This is a genomic window from Kocuria sp., from assembly GCF_030530945.1.
In the GTDB taxonomy this organism is placed as follows: Bacteria; Actinomycetota; Actinomycetes; order Actinomycetales; family Micrococcaceae; genus Kocuria.
Map to the genome: position 1 here is coordinate 1 of NZ_JAUMTZ010000011.1, position 18,619 is coordinate 18,619.

20 protein-coding genes and 1 pseudogene are annotated in these 18,619 nt (G+C 72.5%); 9 read left to right on the forward strand and 12 right to left on the reverse strand.

Annotation, left to right across the window (positions count from 1 at the left end; genetic code table 11):
* Nucleotides 1-213: pseudogene (locus Q4A22_RS09520) on the reverse strand (primosomal protein); the annotation flags it as partial.
* A gap of 87 nt (nt 214-300) precedes the next feature.
* Between Q4A22_RS09520 and Q4A22_RS09525 the strand changes: the two are divergent.
* A complete protein-coding gene (locus tag Q4A22_RS09525; RefSeq protein ID WP_303179041.1) occupies nt 301-498 on the forward strand; it encodes a DUF5703 family protein in 198 nt (65 codons plus the stop codon).
* A 90-nt stretch (nt 499-588) separates the two neighbouring features.
* Here the strand turns inward: Q4A22_RS09525 and Q4A22_RS09530 are convergent, their stop codons facing one another.
* Complete coding sequence (locus Q4A22_RS09530) at nt 589-1,773, reverse strand: acyl-CoA dehydrogenase family protein (RefSeq protein ID WP_303178941.1); 1,185 nt, start codon at nt 1,771-1,773, stop codon at nt 589-591.
* Between the two features lie 127 nt (nt 1,774-1,900).
* Nucleotides 1,901-3,220 carry a M20/M25/M40 family metallo-hydrolase gene (locus Q4A22_RS09535; RefSeq protein ID WP_303178943.1) on the reverse strand — a complete coding sequence of 440 codons (1,320 nt, stop codon included), beginning with the start codon at nt 3,218-3,220 and terminating at the stop codon, nt 1,901-1,903.
* A 156-nt stretch (nt 3,221-3,376) separates the two neighbouring features.
* On the opposite strand from Q4A22_RS09535, the gene Q4A22_RS09540 reads away from it, so the two are divergent.
* Nucleotides 3,377-3,880, forward strand: coding sequence for a GNAT family N-acetyltransferase (locus Q4A22_RS09540; RefSeq protein ID WP_303178945.1), 504 nt, complete (start codon nt 3,377-3,379; stop codon nt 3,878-3,880).
* Nucleotides 3,881-3,895: 15 nt separating this feature from the next.
* Here Q4A22_RS09540 and Q4A22_RS09545 read toward each other — a convergent pair whose 3' ends face one another.
* From Q4A22_RS09545 to nrdF, 5 genes are all read right to left on the reverse strand, one after another.
* The gene (locus Q4A22_RS09545; protein WP_303178947.1) at nt 3,896-4,342 is read right to left on the reverse strand and encodes a pyridoxamine 5'-phosphate oxidase family protein; all 447 of its coding nucleotides are present in this window, start codon (nt 4,340-4,342) and stop codon (nt 3,896-3,898) included.
* A gap of 93 nt (nt 4,343-4,435) precedes the next feature.
* Entirely contained in the window at nt 4,436-5,257 is an 822-nt protein-coding gene (locus Q4A22_RS09550; protein WP_303178948.1) for an SOS response-associated peptidase, read from the reverse strand.
* Nucleotides 5,258-5,281: 24 nt separating this feature from the next.
* Nucleotides 5,282-6,010 carry a lipoate--protein ligase family protein gene (locus Q4A22_RS09555; RefSeq protein ID WP_303178950.1) on the reverse strand — a complete coding sequence of 243 codons (729 nt, stop codon included), beginning with the start codon at nt 6,008-6,010 and terminating at the stop codon, nt 5,282-5,284.
* 87 nt (nt 6,011-6,097) lie between these two features.
* Entirely contained in the window at nt 6,098-6,532 is a 435-nt protein-coding gene (locus tag Q4A22_RS09560) for a hypothetical protein (RefSeq protein ID WP_303178952.1), read from the reverse strand.
* Nucleotides 6,533-6,915: 383 nt separating this feature from the next.
* The gene (gene nrdF / locus Q4A22_RS09565) at nt 6,916-7,896 is read right to left on the reverse strand and encodes a class 1b ribonucleoside-diphosphate reductase subunit beta (RefSeq protein WP_303178954.1); all 981 of its coding nucleotides are present in this window, start codon (nt 7,894-7,896) and stop codon (nt 6,916-6,918) included.
* A 310-nt stretch (nt 7,897-8,206) separates the two neighbouring features.
* On the opposite strand from nrdF, the gene Q4A22_RS09570 reads away from it, so the two are divergent.
* A complete protein-coding gene (locus Q4A22_RS09570) occupies nt 8,207-8,389 on the forward strand; it encodes an antitoxin (RefSeq protein ID WP_303178956.1) in 183 nt (60 codons plus the stop codon).
* Nucleotides 8,390-8,470: 81 nt separating this feature from the next.
* On the opposite strand, the gene zapE is transcribed toward Q4A22_RS09570, so the two are convergent.
* Nucleotides 8,471-9,520 (reverse strand): cell division protein ZapE, encoded by a 1,050-nt coding sequence (gene zapE / locus Q4A22_RS09575; RefSeq protein WP_303178957.1) that lies wholly within the window; start codon nt 9,518-9,520, stop codon nt 8,471-8,473.
* 283 nt (nt 9,521-9,803) lie between these two features.
* Here zapE and Q4A22_RS09580 point away from each other — a divergent pair, with 283 nt between their 5' ends.
* Entirely contained in the window at nt 9,804-10,712 is a 909-nt protein-coding gene (locus Q4A22_RS09580; RefSeq protein WP_303178959.1) for a sulfurtransferase, read from the forward strand.
* Nucleotides 10,709-11,158 (forward strand): SufE family protein, encoded by a 450-nt coding sequence (locus Q4A22_RS09585; RefSeq protein ID WP_303178961.1) that lies wholly within the window; start codon nt 10,709-10,711, stop codon nt 11,156-11,158. Before Q4A22_RS09580 ends, Q4A22_RS09585 begins: the two co-directional genes overlap by 4 nt.
* A gap of 29 nt (nt 11,159-11,187) precedes the next feature.
* Here the strand turns inward: Q4A22_RS09585 and Q4A22_RS09590 are convergent, their stop codons facing one another.
* Nucleotides 11,188-12,423, reverse strand: coding sequence for a S9 family peptidase (locus Q4A22_RS09590; protein WP_303178963.1), 1,236 nt, complete (start codon nt 12,421-12,423; stop codon nt 11,188-11,190).
* A gap of 158 nt (nt 12,424-12,581) precedes the next feature.
* Between Q4A22_RS09590 and msrB the strand changes: the two genes are divergently transcribed.
* From msrB to Q4A22_RS09605, 3 genes are all read left to right on the forward strand, one after another.
* Nucleotides 12,582-12,992 carry a peptide-methionine (R)-S-oxide reductase MsrB gene (gene msrB / locus Q4A22_RS09595; RefSeq protein WP_303179043.1) on the forward strand — a complete coding sequence of 137 codons (411 nt, stop codon included), beginning with the start codon at nt 12,582-12,584 and terminating at the stop codon, nt 12,990-12,992.
* 133 nt (nt 12,993-13,125) lie between these two features.
* The gene (locus tag Q4A22_RS09600) at nt 13,126-13,698 is read left to right on the forward strand and encodes a DUF3000 family protein (RefSeq protein WP_303178965.1); all 573 of its coding nucleotides are present in this window, start codon (nt 13,126-13,128) and stop codon (nt 13,696-13,698) included.
* Nucleotides 13,699-13,854: 156 nt separating this feature from the next.
* Nucleotides 13,855-15,114, forward strand: coding sequence for an HRDC domain-containing protein (locus tag Q4A22_RS09605; RefSeq protein WP_368410629.1), 1,260 nt, complete (start codon nt 13,855-13,857; stop codon nt 15,112-15,114).
* Between the two features lie 170 nt (nt 15,115-15,284).
* Here Q4A22_RS09605 and Q4A22_RS09610 read toward each other — a convergent pair whose 3' ends face one another.
* A complete protein-coding gene (locus Q4A22_RS09610; protein WP_303178967.1) occupies nt 15,285-15,779 on the reverse strand; it encodes a hypothetical protein in 495 nt (164 codons plus the stop codon).
* A 149-nt stretch (nt 15,780-15,928) separates the two neighbouring features.
* Here Q4A22_RS09610 and Q4A22_RS09615 point away from each other — a divergent pair, with 149 nt between their 5' ends.
* Nucleotides 15,929-16,438, forward strand: coding sequence for a Rieske (2Fe-2S) protein (locus Q4A22_RS09615; protein WP_303178969.1), 510 nt, complete (start codon nt 15,929-15,931; stop codon nt 16,436-16,438).
* Nucleotides 16,439-16,453: 15 nt separating this feature from the next.
* On the opposite strand, the gene dxs is transcribed toward Q4A22_RS09615, so the two are convergent.
* Complete coding sequence (gene dxs / locus Q4A22_RS09620; RefSeq protein ID WP_303178971.1) at nt 16,454-18,472, reverse strand: 1-deoxy-D-xylulose-5-phosphate synthase; 2,019 nt, start codon at nt 18,470-18,472, stop codon at nt 16,454-16,456.
* Between the last annotated feature and the right edge of the window lie 147 nt (nt 18,473-18,619).

Below are 18,619 nucleotides of genomic sequence, written 5' to 3' on the forward strand. Positions count from 1 at the left end.
CTCGTCGTCGTCCTCGGCGAAGACGGTGAGGGGGGTGACCTCGTCGTAGGCGTCGTAGAGGGCCTCCTCGTAGGACTCGAAGGAGTTCGCGATGGCCAGGTAGGCGCCGTCCACCGAGGGGTCGTCGTCGGAACGACGGTTGGCGGCGGCGGCGAGGTGTTCTTCCAGGGCGTTGACGAGCGCTTGCAGTGCTGCGCGAGGATCGGTGCTCATGGGGTAGACGTTAGTCGCTGTGGGAGCAGAATGGGAGCGATGAGAGAACAACGCCTGAAGCACACATCGGTGACCGGCCATCCCACCATGACGGGACGGGACGAGCGCTACGAGTACCTGTCCCTCACGGTGGACCCGCGGGAGAAGCTGGCGGACGCCCGCACCCGGGTGAAGGAGCACGCCGAGTACGGCAAGTGGGAGCTCATGCGCTCGGCGGTGCTCTACGGCGGCGCCCGGCGCTACGTCCTGCGGCGGCGCATCATGCGGGTGGAGCGCACGTTCTGAGCCCCGCGCCGGGGCAGCGCAGACCGCCCCCGCCCCCCGGGTCCGGTGGCTGGGATCCGGGTGGTCCACCTGGAACGCAGGGCGGGCGGCTCAACCGGTGACCGGCCCCAGCAGGGAGGTCGCGGTGGCGGCGTGGACGGACTCCTCGTCCGAGGGGTGGTACATCCCGGCGAGCACGTCCCGGTAGAGCCGCTCCAGTTCGGAGCCACTGCGGTACTGCGCCCCGCCCGAGGCCCGCAGCGCGAGGTCCACCACCTGGCGCGCCGCCTCCGTGGCGCGGTGCTTCACGCCGGAGAAGAGGATGAACCAGCGCTGCCCGTGGGCCACCTCCCGGTCCGTGCCCAGGGCGTCCACGTCCCCGCACAGCTGCCGCAGCTGCAGCTCCACGCCGTCCCGCAGCACCCCCGCGCGGGCGATGTGGCGGCGGATGTCCGGGTCGTCCGAGTAGGGCGCGTCCTTCGCGAGCGAGTGCCGGGAGCCCACGACCTCCACCGCCACGTCCAGGGCGCGGTCCGCGATCCCGGTGTAGACCGCGGCGAGCAGCAGCTCGAAGCACCCGAAGATCCCCCACACCACGGGGTCAGGGTTCGGCCCCACGGGCGTGGTGGTCAGCAGGTCCGCCTCCCGCAGCAGCGCACCGTCCAGCACGGTGGTGCAGGACTGCGAGGCCCGCATCCCCAGCGCGTCCCAGTCCGCGCGGGTCTCCACACCGGGCACCGGGTCCCCGTGGTGCTCCCGGGTGAGCAGACCGACCACGAGCCGCGCGGCGTCGTCGTCCCCCGGGGTGCGCGCGTGGACGAGCAGGCGCGTCCAGCGCGGGGACAGGGACGTGAAGATCTTGGTGCCGTGCAGCCGCCAGCCCCCGTCCGTGGGCTCCGCGCGGGTCACGGCGTCGAAGAGCACCGAGTCGTTGCCCGCCTCCGAGATCCCGAACGCGAACGCGTGCCCGGCCACGGCGTCCTCGAAGAGCCGCTGTGCGCGCCCGTCGCCGCGCAGGTGCAGGGTGTAGCCGATCCCCACGATCACGTGGTGCATGTTGATGCCCAGCGCGGTGGCGGGTGCGGCCGTGGCGAGCCGGCGCTGCGCACGGGCTGCCTGCTCCAGGCTGAAGCCCAGCCCGCCGAACTCCTCCGGCACGAGCATGCGCAGGTAGCCGACCTCGCGCAGCGCGGCGAAGTCCTCCTCGAAGAACCGGTTCTCCCGGTCGGTCTGGGCGGCCCGGCCGCGGATCTCCGCCAGCAGGGAATCGGGCAGCAGCTCGGTCACGGGGTCCATCTCACGGTCCTTTCGGAAGGGGGCGACGACGCCGCCCGCTCGGGGCGCGCCGCCGGGGGCGGTCGTCGTCGGGGGCGGGCGCGGCCGGTGGCGGCGGTGTGCGGGGACGGCCGGGGACGCGCGGCGCTCAGTAGGTGCGCAGCAGCCGGTCCAGCACGCGGGAGCCGAACTCGAGCGACGCCACGGGGACGCGCTCGTCCACCCCGTGGAACATGCCGGTGAAGTCCAGCCCGTCCGGCAGCTGCAGGGGCACGAAGCCGTACCCGGTGATGCCCAGGGTGGACAGCGACTTGTTGTCGGTGCCGGCGCCCAGCATGTAGGGCAGCACCACGGCGTCCGGGTCCTCGGCGGCGAGCGCGTCCACCATGGCGTCCACCACGTTGCCGGAGAACGGGACCTCCAGGGCGATGTCCTCGAACTCCGCCTCGATGCGGACCTTCTCCCCCGCGAGCTCCTGCAACGTGGCGAGCACGTGCTCCTTCTGCTCTGGCAGGAAGCGCACGTCCACCGCGCCCTCGGCGGATCCGGGGATCACGTTCGTCTTGTACCCGCCGTCCAGCACGGTGGGGTTGGAGGTGTTCTGCAGGGTGGCACCCACGAAGCGGGCCACGTCCCCGAGCTCGCGCAGCAGCTTCTGGGGGTTCTGCGGGTCGAACTCCACGCCGGTGAGCTCCGTGACCTCGTCCAGGAACGCCCGGGTGGTCTTGGTCAGCTCCACGGGCCACGTGTACTCGCCGATGTTCGCCATGGCCCGGGAGAGGGTGGTGACGGCGTTGTCCTCGTGCAGCCCGGAGCCGTGGCCCGCCTGGCCCTGCGCGTGGAGCCTGAGCCACATCAGGCCCTTCTCCGCGGTCTGCAGCAGGTACGCCCGGCGCCCGCCGATGGTCGTGGAGTAGCCGCCCACCTCGCTCAGCGCATCCGTGACGCCCTCGAAGACCTCGGGGTGCTCGTGCACCATGAACTTGGAGCCGTAGCGCATCCCGGCCTCCTCGTCCGCGAAGAACCCGAAGACGATGTCGCGCTTCGGCACGGCCCCGGTGCGGCGCATGTGCCGCAGGACGGACAGCATCATGGCGTCCATGTCCTTCATGTCCACGGCGCCGCGGCCCCAGATCATCCCGTCCCGCACCTCCGCGGCGAAGGGGTCCACGGACCAGTCCCGGGCCATCGCGGGCACCACGTCCAGGTGGCCGTGCACCAGCAGCGCGTCCGCCGTGGGGTCTGAGCCCTCCAGCCGCGTGAACACGTTGGCGCGGCCGGGTGCGGACTCGAAGTACCGCGTCTCCAGTCCCACCTCCTCGATCAGTGCCGCCACGTGCTCGGCGGCCTGGCGCTCGCCCTTGGCCTCCCCGCTGGAGAAGTTGGAGGTGTCGAAGCGGATGAGCTCCCGGCAGATCCGGGCGGTCTCCCCCTCGGGGGTGGAGGTGGTCTCGGTGTGCTGCGTCATGGTGCTCGCTCTCCTCGCTGCCGCGGTGGGGGCCGTCTCCCGCGCGCCGCGGGCGCCCCACCGTCCACGGTAGCCCTCCCGTGGACTTGCCGGGCTTCTCGGTTACCCTGAGTGGCACGTACGAGTTCGTTCCCCAACGCCCCGTGGGAGGCCACGATGACTGGAAACATCACCCTGATCGCCCGGACCGTGCCCAGCACGCGGGAGGCCACGGCCCCCAGCCGTCCGGTGACCCGCGAGGACTCCGCGACACTGGCCCAGCTGCTGCGCGAGGCCTACGGCTCCGCGGCCACGGGTTCCCAGGAGCAGGCCGAGACCATGGTCCAGGACGCCCTGGAGGGCGCCTTCGGCCCGTTCCTCGCGGAGCAGTCGCGGCTGGTGGAGGACGAGAACGGCAACCCCGTGGCCGCGGCCATGGTGCTCGAGCGCCGCACGGACTCACACCTGCCGGACGCCCCCTACCTCTTCGAGCTCTTCACGGCGTCGTCCCACCGCCGCCGCGGGCTCGCCGAGCAGCTGGTGCGCAGCGTCATGGCGTCCCTGCACGAGAACGGGTACGAGGAGGTTTGCGTACGCATCCCCGAGGACAACGCCGCGGCACTGGCCCTCTACCTCACGCTCGACTTCAACCGCTGGACGCCGGAGCACGACGAGCTCTGAGCCCACCGGCGCGGCTCAGCGCAGGCTGAGCTCCTCGCGGACCGGAGGTTGGGCGCCCACGTCCGTGTGGAGCGCCCACCGCACCGTGACCTCCACCAGACGCAGGCTGTCCGGGTCGCGGGTGTCCGTGGAGCCGGGGTGCTGGGCCTCCAGGGTCTGCGCCGCACCGGCGGCCTCGGAGCCCTCCAGCACGCGGGCCTCCCCCTCCAGCTGCACCTCGTCCGTGGTTCCCCGCATCACCACCATGGAGATCCGCGGGTCCGCCGTGATGTTGGAGACCTTGCGGGACGCGACGTTGGCGCCGAACACGATCCGTCCCGCGTCCGTGGCCGCCACGCGGATGTAGGCGGACTCGGGATGTCCGGTGCCGCTGTTGCTGGCCACCACCGCCGCCCCGGCGGCACGCACGTGCTCCACCAGCCACCGCCCGTGCTCGTTCAGGTTGTTCCCCAGCTCCACCATGACAGCCCCTGTTCCGCGCGCGTGCGCGCGCCCTCGTCCGACACGGTCCACTGTAGGGGCGGCGCCCCCGTTAGTCACCGGGGCGCACGCGTCTCAGAGCGGCAGCGTGGACAGGGGCTCCACCAGGTGTGGCCCCTGCGAGGCCACGGACCCCACCTCCGGGCCCACGGGGTGCATGCGCCACTGCGCGGCCACCACCAGGGACTGCTGGGCGGCCCGGTCCACGAGTGCCCGCGTCCGCTCCCTGTCCCGGTCCGGGGTGATCCACTCCCGCGCGAACTGCTCGCCCATGCCCACAGGCAGCCGGTCGTGCAGGGCGCCGAGGGCCGCGAGGTGCGGGTCCTCGTCCTGCGCGGACGGTGCCGCGCGCGTGAGGATGGAGCACGAGAGCAGCCAGCGGGCGGCGTCGTCGCTCTCGGGGTGCTTTCCGGGTCTCGTCTGCTCCGCGCGCGCGGCGTCCGCGGCGTGGTCGGGCACGCGCCACCACTCGTAGATGCCGGCGAACCAGATCGGGGAGCCGTCCTCCGGGTGCACGAACCAGGGCTGCTTCCTGCCCCGCCCGGAGTCCGGGGCCTTCCACTCGTAGTAGCCGTCCGCGGGAACGGCGCAGCGGCGCGCCACGACCGCCGAGCGGAACGAGGGCTTCTCCGTGACGGTCTCGGAGCGGGCGTTGAACATCCTGGACCCCACCGTGATGTCCTTGGCCCACGGGGGGACGAGTCCCCAGCGGGCCGCGTGCAGCTCGGGGAGCAGCTGGCCCTCCTCGCCCAGGCGCTCCAGCAGCACCGGCACGGTGTGGGTGGGGGCCACGTTCCAGTTCGGGCCCACGGCGTCCCCCACGGACTCGTCCACGCGGGCGTCGAAGGGCAGCGCCAGCTGCCCGGGGGTCCTGGCGACCACGTACCGTCCGCACATCGCGTGCTCCTCCCCGTCCCGCGCTCAGCCCGCGGCCGGGGCGCTCACGTGGCCGTGGCCCATGTAGGTGGCGTAGCGGTCGTAGACGTCCAGCAGCGCGGCCTCGACCTCGGCCACGGTGGTCCCGGGCCGCACGTCCGCCACGCACCCCGCGGTGGAGGGCTCCCACGGGATCCCGAGGCACGCGTAGACGTCCTCCAGCACCCCGCGCAGCGGCTCCGCCTCCTCGACCACCAGGACGGTGGAGAAGTACCAGGCACCGGCCACCACGCGCTGCGCGGTTCCGGCGAGCTTCACGGGACGCCGCGGGTCCGCGGCCGTGCCCGGTGCGTGAACGCTGTACTCCCCCGCGCAGTACTCCCCGGGGATCTCCCCCACCTGCGCGGGGATCTCCAGCTCCTCCAGCGCCGCCACGACCATGTCCCCGAACAGCCGGTAGCGGTCCTTGATGCCGGTCTTGGGGTCCGGGTCCGGCTCCACGTGGTCGATCACCAGGCAGCCGCCGTGGTACGCCGCCGCGCGACCGCCGACCCGGCGCACGAGCGGGGTGAACGCGGCGTCGAGCGCGGCCCGGCGGGCACGCACAAAACCGGGGTTCAGCTCGTCCCGGCGCCCGAAGGCCACCGTGGGCCGGGGCTGGTACACCCGCAGGACGGGTTCGGTGGCGCCGCCGCGGGCGGCGTCCAGGAGGGTGAGGGCGCGGCGGTAGTCCTGCTCGGCGCCCAGGGACTCGCGCTGACGTATGAGTTTCATGCTGGCGCCAACTCTAGACCAGCCGGGCCGCGCACCACCGGCGCCACCCGCGGGGAGCACGCACCACGGGCGACGCCGCCGCCCGCCTCAGACGCCGGAGGCCGCCAGGCGCGGGGTCGCCGACGCCGCGGAGCGCTCCCCCGCGCCGGTCACCGGTCGCCGGGTCGTGGTGACGGGCCCGTGAGCGGCCGCCGCGACGATCGCGGTCTTGAGGACGTGGTGGTCATCCAGCAGGTCGCGGGACTGGTTCAGCGGACTCAGTGCGCGGCACGTCCTGGTCACGCCCCCGCGGGGGACGTACCGGTTCACGCGGCGCACCGCGGCGTTCCAGCGCCTGCGTTGGTCGCGGGTCAGCTCCCTGCCCTCCAGCTCGTCCAGCCAGGCCATGGCCCCGGTGAAGACGCGGGTCACGAGCTCGCGCTCGAACGCCTCCACGGTTCCGGTGCCGCGCATCAGCCGGTTCAGCGCCGACAGCTCGGCCATCGACAGTGCGGATTTCACGGTGGATGCAGCACGCATCATCACAAGCCCCCTATGACAGTCTTCCGCGGTGGCGGCACGGACGACCAGGCCCGCCGCGGTTGTCGATTGTGCCCCCGCCAGCACGGTGTTCCCCCCGGATCACCTGGGCGCTGGCGGGGTGCTTCTCCCCTTGCACCTCGATCGTAGCCACCGCGGCCGCGGCGATCACAGTCGCACATTGGGGGACGGGACATGGGAATGTCCCCCGATCGGCGAGCACCGCAGGCAGCGCGACCCGGGGTGGAAGGGCGCATCCCGGGCGCGCGCCCGGGCGGCGTCGCCCCCCCGGTCCGCGGGATGGACCGGCGCGCAGAGAACAGCGGCCCGCCACGGTGTGCACCGTGGCGGGCCGCTGCCGGGCAGGGCCCGGAAGGCTCAGGGCCTCAGAAGTCCCAGTCCTCGTCCTCCGTGTTCACGGCCTTGCCGATCACGTAGGAGGAGCCGGATCCGGAGAAGAAGTCGTGGTTCTCGTCCGCGTTCGGGGACAGCGAGGAGAGGATCGCCGGGGAGACGTCCGTCATCTCCCGCGGGAACAGCGCCTCGTAGCCGAGGTTGTTCAGCGCCTTGTTGGCGTTGTAGTGCAGGAACTTCTTGACGTCCTCGGTCCAGCCCACGGAGTCGTAGAGCGCCTCGGCGTAGGAGACCTCGTTCTCGTAGAGCTCGTCCAGCAGCTCGTAGGTGTAGTCCTTGAGCTCCTGCTGGCGCTCGGGCGTCTCCTGCAGCAGCCCCTTCTGGTACTTGTAGCCGATGTAGTAGCCGTGCACGGCCTCGTCCCGGATGATCAGCCGGATCAGGTCCGCGGTGTTGGTCAGCTTCGCGTGCGAGGAGAAGTACATGGGCAGGTAGAAGCCCGAGTAGAAGAGGAAGGACTCCAGCAGCGTGGAGGCCACCTTCTTCTTCAGGGGGTCGTCACCCTTGTAGTACCGCAGGACGATGTCCGCCTTGCGCTGCAGGTGCTCGTTCTCGCGGGACCACCGGAACGCCTCGTCGATCTGCTTCATCGAGGACAGCGTGGAGAAGATGGACGAGTAGGACTTGGCGTGCACCGACTCCATGAACGCGATGTTGGTGTACACCGCCTCCTCGTGCAGGGTCTTGGCGTCCGGGATGAGCGACACGGCGCCCACGGTGCCCTGGATGGTGTCCAGCAGGGTCAGGCCCGTGAACACCTTCATGGTGAGGTCCTGCTCCTCCGCCGTGAGGGTCTTCCAGGACTGGACGTCGTTGGACAGCGGGACCTTCTCCGGGAGCCAGAAGTTGGAGGTCAGGCGGTCCCAGACCTCGGTGTCCTTCTCGTCCTGGACGCGGTTCCAGTTGATGGCCTCCGCCGGGTGGCGGAGCAGTTCGACCTCTTCGGTGGTCATGGTGCGCGCTGGCTCCTTCGTCGGTGCGAACCCGTGTTCGCGTGAACGGTGTGGGGGCGCGGCGGTCGCTCGGGGAAGCGATGCGCGTGTGGGGCATCGGGGCCGTCCGCGTGGAAAAGGAGTTCCCACCATACTCCACGCCGACCCCCGGCTTCAGGGGGTCCGGTGGGCGACGCCGCGCACGACGCCGCGTGGTTTCCCTCACGGCGAACGCGCCCCCGCGCCCCTTTCCTCCACCGCCCGGGGCGTGCAGGATGAGGAACCACCGACCCGCAACAGGGCTGGGTCAGCAACGAGAAGGAGAGAGCTCATGCCTGACTTCGGAGGACTCGCTGACAAGGCCAAGGACATGGCCGGCGACCACCAGGACAAGGTCAACGACGGCATCGACAAGGCCGGTGACGCCGTGGACGAGAAGACCGGCAGCAAGTTCGAGGGCCAGGTCGACAAGGGCCAGGACGCCGTGCGCGATCACCTGGGCGGCAACGAGTAGGACCCACCCCCAGCGGTGGCGAGAGGGCCCCTTCCCACGGGAAGGGGCCCTCTCGCCGTGCGGGGGCAGCGCAGGACCCGCTCAGGCCTCGTCGGCCTCGCGGGCAAGGGCCGTGAGGCGGGAGACGGCGCGGTAGTACTTCTTCTGGTATCCCCCGGCCATCATCTCCTCCGTGAACACGCGGTCGAAGGGCACGCCTGTGGAGAGGATGGGCAGGTCGCGGTCGTACAGCCGGTCCGCGAGCACCACGAAGCGCAGCGCCACGGCCTGCTGGTCGATGGTGCGCACCCCGCGCCACGCGATCGCGTCCAGGTCCTGGATGAGGGCACGGTACCGGGAGGGGTGCACGCGCGAGAGCTGGTCCACCAGGGCGTCGAAGTCGTCCACGGCCACCCGCCTGCCCGCGAAGTGCTGCTCCACGGCGGCGTCCAGCGCGGCGTCGTCCGGCAGGGGCGATGGCGCCTGCGGGAGGCCGCGGTGGCGGTAGTCCTCGCCGTCGATGCGGACCACCTCGAACTGCGAGGAGAGCACCTGGATCTCGCGCTGGAAGTCCTGCGCGGCGAAGCGGCCCTCCCCCAGCGAGCCCGGCAGGGTGTTGGAGGTGGCCGCGAGCTTGACCCCGGCGTCCGCGAGCTCGCGCATGAGCCGGGACATCAGCACGGTGTCCCCGGGGTCGTCGAGCTCGAACTCGTCGATGCACACCAGCGCGTACTCCTTCAGGGCGTCCACCGTGCGGCGGAACGTGAGCGCGCCCACCAGATTGGTGTACTCCACGAAGGTGCCGAACGCCTTGGGCCCGGGCACCGCGTGCCACAGGGAGGCGAGCAGGTGGGTCTTGCCCACGCCGAAGCCGCCGTCCAGGTAGATCCCCTGCGCCGCGGCCGGAGCCTTCTGCCCGCCGAAGAGCCTGGAGAGGAAGCCGCCGCCGCCGCGGGCGCCGCCGCCGGAGACGCCGGCGGCGAAGGCCTTGAGCTTCTCCACGGCCTCGGCCTGGGACGGCTGGGAGGGGTCCGGGCGGTAGGTGTCGAAGGACACCTCGCCGAAGCGCTCGGAGGGCCGGAACCCGTCCAGCAGCTCGTCGGCCGAGACGCGCGGGTTGCGCTCCACCAGGTGTTCGATCTGAGTGCTCACGTGAGAGGGCCTCCCGGCCGGCACCCCGGCCGCTCCCGTGGAGGACGCGCCGGGCCCCGGCCCTGCTGTGGACGGACGACGGTGGGGGCGCGCCGCAGCGGCCCCGTTCACCCCCGATGCTACCGGTCAGCCCGTGGTGAACACGGCGCGCGTCCACGGCGGCCGCCGCGTTCCGGCATGCGCGCCCCGCGGGCCCAGCACTACGCTGGGGAGGGACGCAGTGCACGGTCCGCCGCGCACCGAGAGCACGCACGAGAGCACCAGGACACGAGGAGAGGTTCCCATGGCTGCAGACGCAGAGCACAACGACGCCTTCGCACAGTACGCACACCCCGAGCGGCTGGTCTCCACCCAGTGGGTGGCCGAGCACGCGGGCGAGCCGGGCGTCGTCGTGGTCGAGTCCGACGAGGACGTCCTGCTGTACGAGACGGGGCACGTCCCCGGTGCCGTGAAGGTGGACTGGCACACCGACCTCAACGAGCCGGACACCCGGGACTACGTCAACGGCGAGCAGTTCGCCGCGCTGATGTCCCGCAAGGGCATCTCCCGCGAGGACACCATCGTGGTCTACGGCGACAAGTCCAACTGGTGGGCTGCCTACGCCCTGTGGGTGTTCACCCTGTTCGGCCACGAGGACGTGCGCCTGATGGACGGCGGCCGCGACAAGTGGATCGCCGAGGGCCGCGAGCTCACCACGGAGCCCACCGAGGTCACTCCCACCGACTACCCCGTGGTCGAGCGGGACGACTCCGCGATCCGCGCCTACCGCGAGGACGTGCTGGCGTCCCTGGGCTCGGTGCCGCTGATCGACGTGCGCTCCCCGCAGGAGTACACCGGCGAGCGCACCCACATGCCGGACTACCCCCAGGAGGGCACGCTGCGCGGCGGGCACATCCCCACCGCCGCTTCGGTCCCCTGGGCCCGGGCGGCCGCCGAGGACGGCACGTTCAGGTCCCGCGCGGAGCTGGAGGGGATCTACCTGGACGAGGTGGGACTGACCCCGGGTGAGGACGTGATCGCGTACTGCCGGATCGGCGAGCGCTCCTCCCACACGTGGTTCGTGCTGACCCACCTGCTGGGCTTCGAGAACGTGCGCAACTACGACGGCTCGTGGACCGAGTGGGGCAATGCCGTGCGCGTGCCCGTGGTCCAGGGCGAGGAGCGCGGCGAGGCCCCGGGAGCCGCCCGGTGAGCACCCAGGACCTTCCCTCCCAGCTGGCCGAGCTCGTCACCGAGTTCCGGGAGGTGCCGGAGCCCGACAAGCTGCAGCTGCTGCTGGAGTTCTCCCGGTCCCTTCCCGAGCTGCCCGCGCGTCTCGGGGAGCACCCGGAGGAGCTCGAGCAGGTCACCGAGTGCCAGTCGGCCCTGTTCCTCACCGTGGAGCTGGACGGCACCGGCCCCCAGGCCCCGGTCAGCCTGTTCTTCTCCGCACCGGCGGAGGCGCCCACCACGCGCGGCTTCGCCGCCATCCTCCACGAGGGCCTGGACGGGCTCCCCGCGCAGCAGGTGCTGGACGTGCCGGACGACCTGCCCGAGCGGTTCGGTCTGACCAGGCTGGTCTCCCCCCTGCGGATGCGGGGGATGTCCGCCATGCTGGGCAGGATCAAGCGGCAGATCACCGCACAGCAGAGCGCCTGAGCACCACGGCGCGGCTCGCGGGCCGGGACTCAGGTCCCGGCCCGCAGCACTGCCGGCAGCCAGTCCCCGATCGCACGCTCGTAGCGCTTGCGGTCGATGTTCCACTCCTTGGTGTGCCGTGCCCCGGAGAAGCCCACGAAGTCCACGTGGGGGCTGAGGTCCGCCAGCTTCACGGAGCCCGCCACGGGCACCACCTCGTCGTCCGTGGAGTGCAGGATCAGGGTGGGCGTGCCGATGTCCTCCCAGCGGGTCAGCCAGTCCAGGGCGTGCAGGTCCACCGGGGCCGAGAGCCCGGTGATCCGCGGACCCCACCGGTGGGAGATCATGTCCGCCGCCAGACGCCCCACACGCCGGGGGACGCGGTGCGCGCGGGTCTGGTGGGCCAGCAGCTCGTACCAGTCCACCACGGGACCGGTGAGCACGAGCGCGCGGATGCGGTCCCTGTACTCGCTCAGCTCGGTGGTGCGCAGCACGATGGCCCCGCCCATGGACCAGCCGAAGAGCACCACGTCCGAGGCCCCGTGCTCCAGCGCCCAGCGGATGCCGGCCTGCACGTCCTCCCACTCGGTGAAGCCCAGGCCGTACCGGTTGTCCTGGGTGGTCGGGGCCTCGCGGTCGTTGCGGTAGGAGAGGATCAGGCTGTGCAGGCCCAGCTCGTGGGCCACGCGGGCGCCCCGGATGCACTCCGGACGCTGGGCGCCGCGGCCGTGGACCATCACCGCCCACGTGCCCCCGTGGTCCGGGCGGGCGGTGTCGCCGTCGGCGGGCACGAGCCACGCGGGGGCGGCCCCGAGCGGCGTGGGGATCTCCACGGTGGCGTGGGCCAGGCCCGCGTCGGACGGGCGCTCGTACACGGTCCCGGTCCAGTGTCCCCGGGTGCCCACCGTGAGCTCGCCGCGATACACGCGCTCCACCACCCGGGTCACGGTGGCTCCGGTCTGGCGCACCACGAACCCGATGCGGGCGAGCCCGGCGCCGTCGTCGAAGCGCAGCGCGTAGGTTCCCGCCACGCGGGTGTCCGGGGTGGCGGGCAGCGTCACCAGGGTGAGCCCGGAGTGGGGGTCCTCCTCCAGCTTCAGCACGGTGACATTGCCGGGTCGGGTGGAGGGGGTCACCACGTGCCGGGCGACGAGCGCGGCGGCCCCGCCGGAGACGGCGAACGTGGCGGAGGCCGCGCCGATGCTCGCGGCGGCTCCCACGAGGGCGCCGTGGCGCCACGAACGGGCGGGGTCCGGGTCCTGCCGAGCAGGGGTCAGCCTAGCCATGGCGCCATTGTGGCACGGCCCCGTCACCCCACCGCGGTGCGCGGCGGGCATAACGGCGGGGGCGGCGTGGTTGGAGGTGTACGAGAACCCCACGACCATCGGAGGCACACACCGTGGACAGCAACGACGGACCGCAGCGGCGGGACACCCCCCGCGCCCTGAGCCCGGAGGAGGCCGCCGCGCGCACGGACGCGCAGTGGCGCGAGGCACTGAACCCGCTCGAGTACAGCGTCCTGCGCCAGGCGGGCACCGAGGCTCCCCACACGGGTGAGTACGTGGACACCACCACCGAGGGGGTGTACGAGTGCCGCGCGTGCGGTGCGGAGCTGTTCCGCTCGGAGACCAAGTTCCCGGCGCACTGCGGCTGGCCCTCCTTCTTCGCGCCCCTGGCCGAGGACCGCGTGCGCTACATCGAGGACACCACGCTGGGCATGAAGCGCGTGGAGGTCCGGTGCGCCACGTGCGACTCCCACCTGGGCCACGTGTTCGAGGGCGAGGGCTACGGCACCCCCACCGACCTGCGCTACTGCATGAACTCCGTGTCCCTGCGCCTGGTCCCAGCCGAGTAGCACCCCCGGGCGGCAGCCCGGGCACACCGGGCGCCACGCACCGGCGACACGCACCCAAACGCCCTCCGGTGTCCGAGCCTGTGGTTACTGTGACCCTGTGGGAGCGGTAACCGAGCTGAACAGCACTCCGGACGTGTTTCGCGCAGTCGTGCGGTCCCTGGAGGGTGCCCGCCTCCGCCCGGAGGTCGCCCTGAGCCGCATCGCCGCTCCGCGCGGGCTGGCGCCCCACGCCGTCTCCTTCGCCGCCGAGATCGGGCACACCCCGCACCGCGCCCACGACGACGCCGCCGCGCCACGCCGCGCGCCCGCCTCGGGCCGCTTCGTGGTGCTGTACGACGAGTCCTGCCCGCACCCGTGGGAGGGGCCCTTCCGGATCGTGAGCTGGTTCCGTTCGCGCACCGATCCCGAGATGGGGCGGGACGAGCTGCTCACAGACGTCAGCTGGGCCTGGCTCACCGACAACCTGGTGCAGCACGGGGCCCTGTTCACGGCCGAGGGCGGCACGGCCTCCCGGGTCCTGGAGCGTCACTTCGGCAGCCTCACGGACCGTGCGGACGTGGCCCAGGTGGAGCTGCGGGCCTCGTGGACCCCGGTGCCCCGCCACGGCACGCCCCACTGGGCGCAGTCCCACCTGCTCGCGTGGACGCAGGTGCTGTGCACCGCCGCCGGCCTGCCCCCGCGCCACGAGGGCGTCGCCCGTGTGTGAGCGCCGCTGACACCACCCTCCCGTCCATCCACCAGATCCCGGACGGCAGACGGAGCCGGCTCCGTCGCCGTCACGCCATCCCTCGAGGAACAACCCATCAACACCGCAGCCGACGATCCGACCCCCGCCCGCGAGCCGGGCCCCTCCGACATCCTGGTGCCGGGATTCGAGCACCTCTCGGTGCCCGCCACCGTGCACCTGAACGGCCCCGCCGAGGGCATCCCCCGCGTGGTGGACACCGCGCGGGGCCTTGCCCGCGCCGCGGAGCAGCTCGCCCAGGCCACCGGCCCCGTGGCGATCGACACCGAGCGGGCCTCCGGCTTCCGCTACGGCCAGCGCGCGTTCCTGGTGCAGCTGCGCCGGGAGGGCGCAGGCACCGTGCTCATCGACCCCGAGGCCGTGGGCTCTCTGGCCCAGGTGGACGAGGCCCTGCGCGGGGTGGAGTGGGTGCTGCACGCCGCCACCCAGGACATGCCGTGCCTCGCGGAGCTGGACATGCACCCCGACGCCCTGTTCGACACCGAGCTGGGCGGACGACTGCTCGGGCTGCGGAAGGTGGGGCTGGCGTCCATGACGGAGGAGCTGCTGGGCTTCACCCTGTCCAAGGAGCACTCCGCGGTGGACTGGTCCCAGCGCCCGCTACCCACCGACTGGCTCAACTACGCCGCCCTGGACGTGGAGGTGCTCGTGCAGCTGCGGTGGGCCACCGAGGACCGGCTCGCGGAGGCAGGCAAGCTCGAGTGGGCCGTGCAGGAGTTCGAGCACGTGCGCACGGCCGCGCCGCCCGCACCCCGGCAGGACCCGTGGCGGCGCACCCACGGCCTGGGCAACGTGCGCGGACGGCGCAAGCTCACCGCGGCCCGCAACCTGTGGCACGCGCGCGAGTCCCTGGCCAAGCACAAGGACCTCGCCCCCACGCGGCTGCTTCCGGACTCCGCCATCGTGGCGGCCGCGAACGCCATGCCGCGCACCGTACCGCAGCTGATGGCCACGCCCGGCTTCCACGGCCGCCTGGCCTCCCGTGAGGCTCCCCGGTGGCTCGCCGCGGTGCAGGAGGCCCGGCTCACGGAGGAGCCCGTCCCGGCCACGATCCCCTCCACCGCCCTGCCGCCCGTCAAGGGGTGGGAGTCCAAGCGGCCCGAGGCGTCCGCGCGGCTGAAGGCCGTCAAGCCCGCCGTGGCGCAGCTCGCCGAGCAGCTGCAGCTGCCCACGGAGAACCTGCTCACCCCGGAGACGCTGCGGCGGTTCTGCTGGCAGCCCCCGCGCTCCACGTCCGACGACGCCGTGGCCCAGCGGCTGCGCGAGCTCGGCGCCCGTCCGTGGCAGGTGGAGCACGTCACTCCCGTGATCGGTGCGAGCTGGCGGGAGCTGCGCGCGCAGCGCCGAGCAGACCGCTCCGGCGACACCCAGGACTGAGCCACCCGGCCCCGCGGACGCCAGCTGGGCGGCGTCGTGCCCGCAGTGGTCCCCGCACGCAGCGGACGGGGCGGGCACGAGCCACCCGCGAAAACGACGGCGGCCGCCCACCCTGGGGTGCGCGGCCGCCGGAAGCTGCGGACCCGGGCAGTGCCGGGCCCGTCAGCGGGTCAGTTCTTCTTCATGTCCTTGGGCTCCGGTGCCGGGTGCGCCGGCTCCATGTCCACGTTCTTCTCGGTGGTCGCGGGCTTGGGCAGCTTGGCGTCGGTGCCCTTGGAGGAGGAGGCGGTGTTCTGGGTCTTCTCCCTGGCGGTGGCGGCGCCGTCCTGGGCCTTGCTCTTGGCGGCAGCGGCACCGTCCGGGGCCTTGTCCTTCACGGCCGCAGCGCCGTCGGTGGCCTTGTCCTTCACCGCGGCGGCGCCCTCGGACGCCTTGGACGCCACGGCGCCGGTGGCCTTCTGCGCGCCCTCGGCGAGCTTCTCGCCCACCACGGGAACCTCGGACTTGACCCAGTCCGTGCCCTCGGAGACCTTGGCCTGGACCTTGGGATCGTTCCAGGTGTTGATCGCGCTCTCCCGCAGGGACTCGTAGCTCTTGCGGCCGGACGCCGACCCGACCACGAAGCCGATGCCGAATCCGGCCACGAACGCAAGACGCTTCATCATAGTTGTCTCCTTCTCGTCTGTGCGGGCCGGATCGGACCGGCCCGCTCCTGCCCCCATGGTACTGATGGATGCCCGCCCGCCCACCACGTTCCCGCGGGTGGGTCGCGTCCTAGGATGGGACAGGACCACCCACGAGAGGAGCGACCGTCATGGCACGGCACCGTCACACCGAGACCCCCAGCGCACAGCGGGAAGGAGGGGACGAGCCGGTCCCAGCTGCAGCGGCGGACTCCTGCGCTCCCCCGGCGGCTCCGTCCCGACGCCACGCGGTCGGACTGGTGGGCGCGGCCGCGGTGGGAGCGGTGGCCCTGAGCGCGTGCGGCTCGGGAGGGGGCGACGACGCCGCGGCACCCTCCGCACCCGCCACCCCCACGGACGTGGCCGCCGCGGCGGACGTGCCCGTGGGCTCCGGTATCTCGGTGAACACCAACGGCGTGCAGGCCGTGGTGGGCCACCCGGCCGAGGACACGTTCACCGCCTACTCCCCCGTGTGCCCCCACCAGGGCTGCACCGTGAACCCCGGGCAGAAGCAGTTCGTGTGCCCGTGCCACAACTCCGTGTTCGACATGTCCAGCGGGGACGTCACCGGTGGCCCGGCCCAGACCGGGCTCACCCCCTACCCCGTGAAGGTGGAGAAGGGCCGCGTGATCGTGGGCTGACCCTGCCGGCCGGACTCAATCGGTCCGGCGCGCCTCGGTGGCGGAGCGCGGGGTGGTGAGCGGGGCGGCGTCGTCGGCCGCGGCGGGGCGCGCGTACGGGACCTTGGTGCCCAGCACGGAGGCCAGGGTGTCCTGCGCGATCCGCTGGGCCGTGACGCCGGTGTGCCGCAGGATGGCGTCGCGGCTCGCGTGGTCCAGGAAGGCCGTGGGCAGACCCACCTCGTTCAGGGCGGTGTCCACGCCCTGTGCCCGCATCTGCTGGCGGATCAGGGAGCCGATGCCGCCCGCGCGGACGCCGTCCTCGATGACCACCACGATCCGGTGCTCGGCAGCCAGCTCCACCACCGACTCCGCCACGGGAAGCACCCAGCGGGGGTCCACCACCGTGGACGAGACGCCGTGGGCGGACAGCCGCTCGGCCACGTCCAGCGCGGTGACGCACATGGCGCCCACGCCCACCACCAGCACGTCCCGGTGCTGGCCGTTCTCCCCGCAGCCCTCGCCGTGGCGGGCCAGGACGTCCACTCCGTCCGCGCGGCGCTCCAGGGCGGGCAGGGGCGCTCCCACCGCTCCCTTGGGGTAGCGCACCACGGTGGGTGCGTCCGAGATGGCCACGGCCTCGCGCAGCTCCTCCACCATGGTCGCCTCGTCACGCGGGGCCGCCAGGTGCAGCCCGGGCACGATCTGCAGCAGGGCCAGGTCCCACATGCCGTGGTGGCTCGGGCCGTCCGGACCGGTGACGCCCGCCCGGTCCAGCACCACCGTGACACCCGCGCGGTGCAGGGCCACGTCCATGAGCAGCTGGTCGAAGCCCCGGTTGAGGAACGTGGCGTAGAGGCCCACCACGGGGTGCAGCCCGGCGAACGCCATCCCCGCCGCCATGGTCAGGGCGTGCTGCTCGGCGATCCCCACGTCCACCACGCGCTCGGGGTGCGCGAGCTGCATCTTCTGGAGCCCCATGGGGATGAGCATGGCCCCGGTGACGCCCACCACGTCCGGGCGCTCGTCCGCGATCGCCGCGATCTCGTCGCGGAACACGTGGGTCCACGTGCGCGCAGAGGCGGTGCCCGTGGGCCTGCCGGTCTCGGGGTCGATCACGGGAACCGAGTGGAACTGGTCGTTCTCGTCCAGGCGCGCAGGGAGGTACCCGTGGCCCTTCTCCGTGATGGCGTGCACGATCACGGGCCCGCCGTAGTTGCGGGCGTTCATGAGGGCCTGCTCCATGGCCGCGAGGTCGTGGCCGTCCACCGGGCCCACGTACTTCATGCCGAGGTCCTCGAAAATCCCCTGCTGGACCACCACGTCCTTGATGCCCTGCTTCATGCCGTGCAGCCCGCGGTACACCGCCTGGCCGAGCTGACCCGAGCTCGTGAGCAGCGTCCTGGCCTTCTCGAGCGTCTGCTCGTAGCGCCGATCCGTGCGCACGGCGTCCACGCCCTGCTGCACGCTGGCCTTGAGGTCCTTGAGGTGGTTCGCCACGCCGCCCACGGTCGGGGCGTAGGAGCGGCCGTTGTCGTTGACCACGATCACCACCTTGCGGTCACGGTCCGAGGCGATGTTGTTCACGGCCTCCCAGGCCATGCCGCCGGTCAGCGCGCCGTCCCCGATCACGGCCACCGTGTGCCGGTCCTCCTGGCCCGTGAGCTGGTAGCCCCGGGAGATCCCGTCCGCCCAGGACAGGGAGGACGAGGCGTGGGAGGACTCCACGATGTCGTGCTCGGACTCCACACGGGAGGGGTAGCCCGCAAGCCCGCCCTCCTGGCGCAGCGAGGCGAAGTCCCGGCGACCCGTGAGGAGCTTGTGCACGTAGGACTGGTGCCCGGTGTCGAAGACCACGGAGTCCCGCGGGGAGGAGAACACCCGGTGCACCGCGAGCGTCAGCTCCACCACCCCGAGGTTGGGGCCCAGGTGCCCGCCGGTGGCGGAGACGTGGTTGATCAGGAACTCCCGGATCTCGTCCGCCAGCCGCTGCACGTCCGCAGCGTCGAGGCGCTTGAGGTCCTCGGGTCCCTCGATGGTGTCCAGAAGCGTCATTGCCTGCTCTCCGTGGGTCTCTCGGCGCCGTTGTGCTCCGCCCGCGGTCGGGAGTGGCTCGCCGCCGCGGGGCCCGGGGCGCCCGAATGCTTCGTCCGATCCTACTCGCCCGCACCCCCGGCGCCGCCACACCCGGGAGGCGGAACG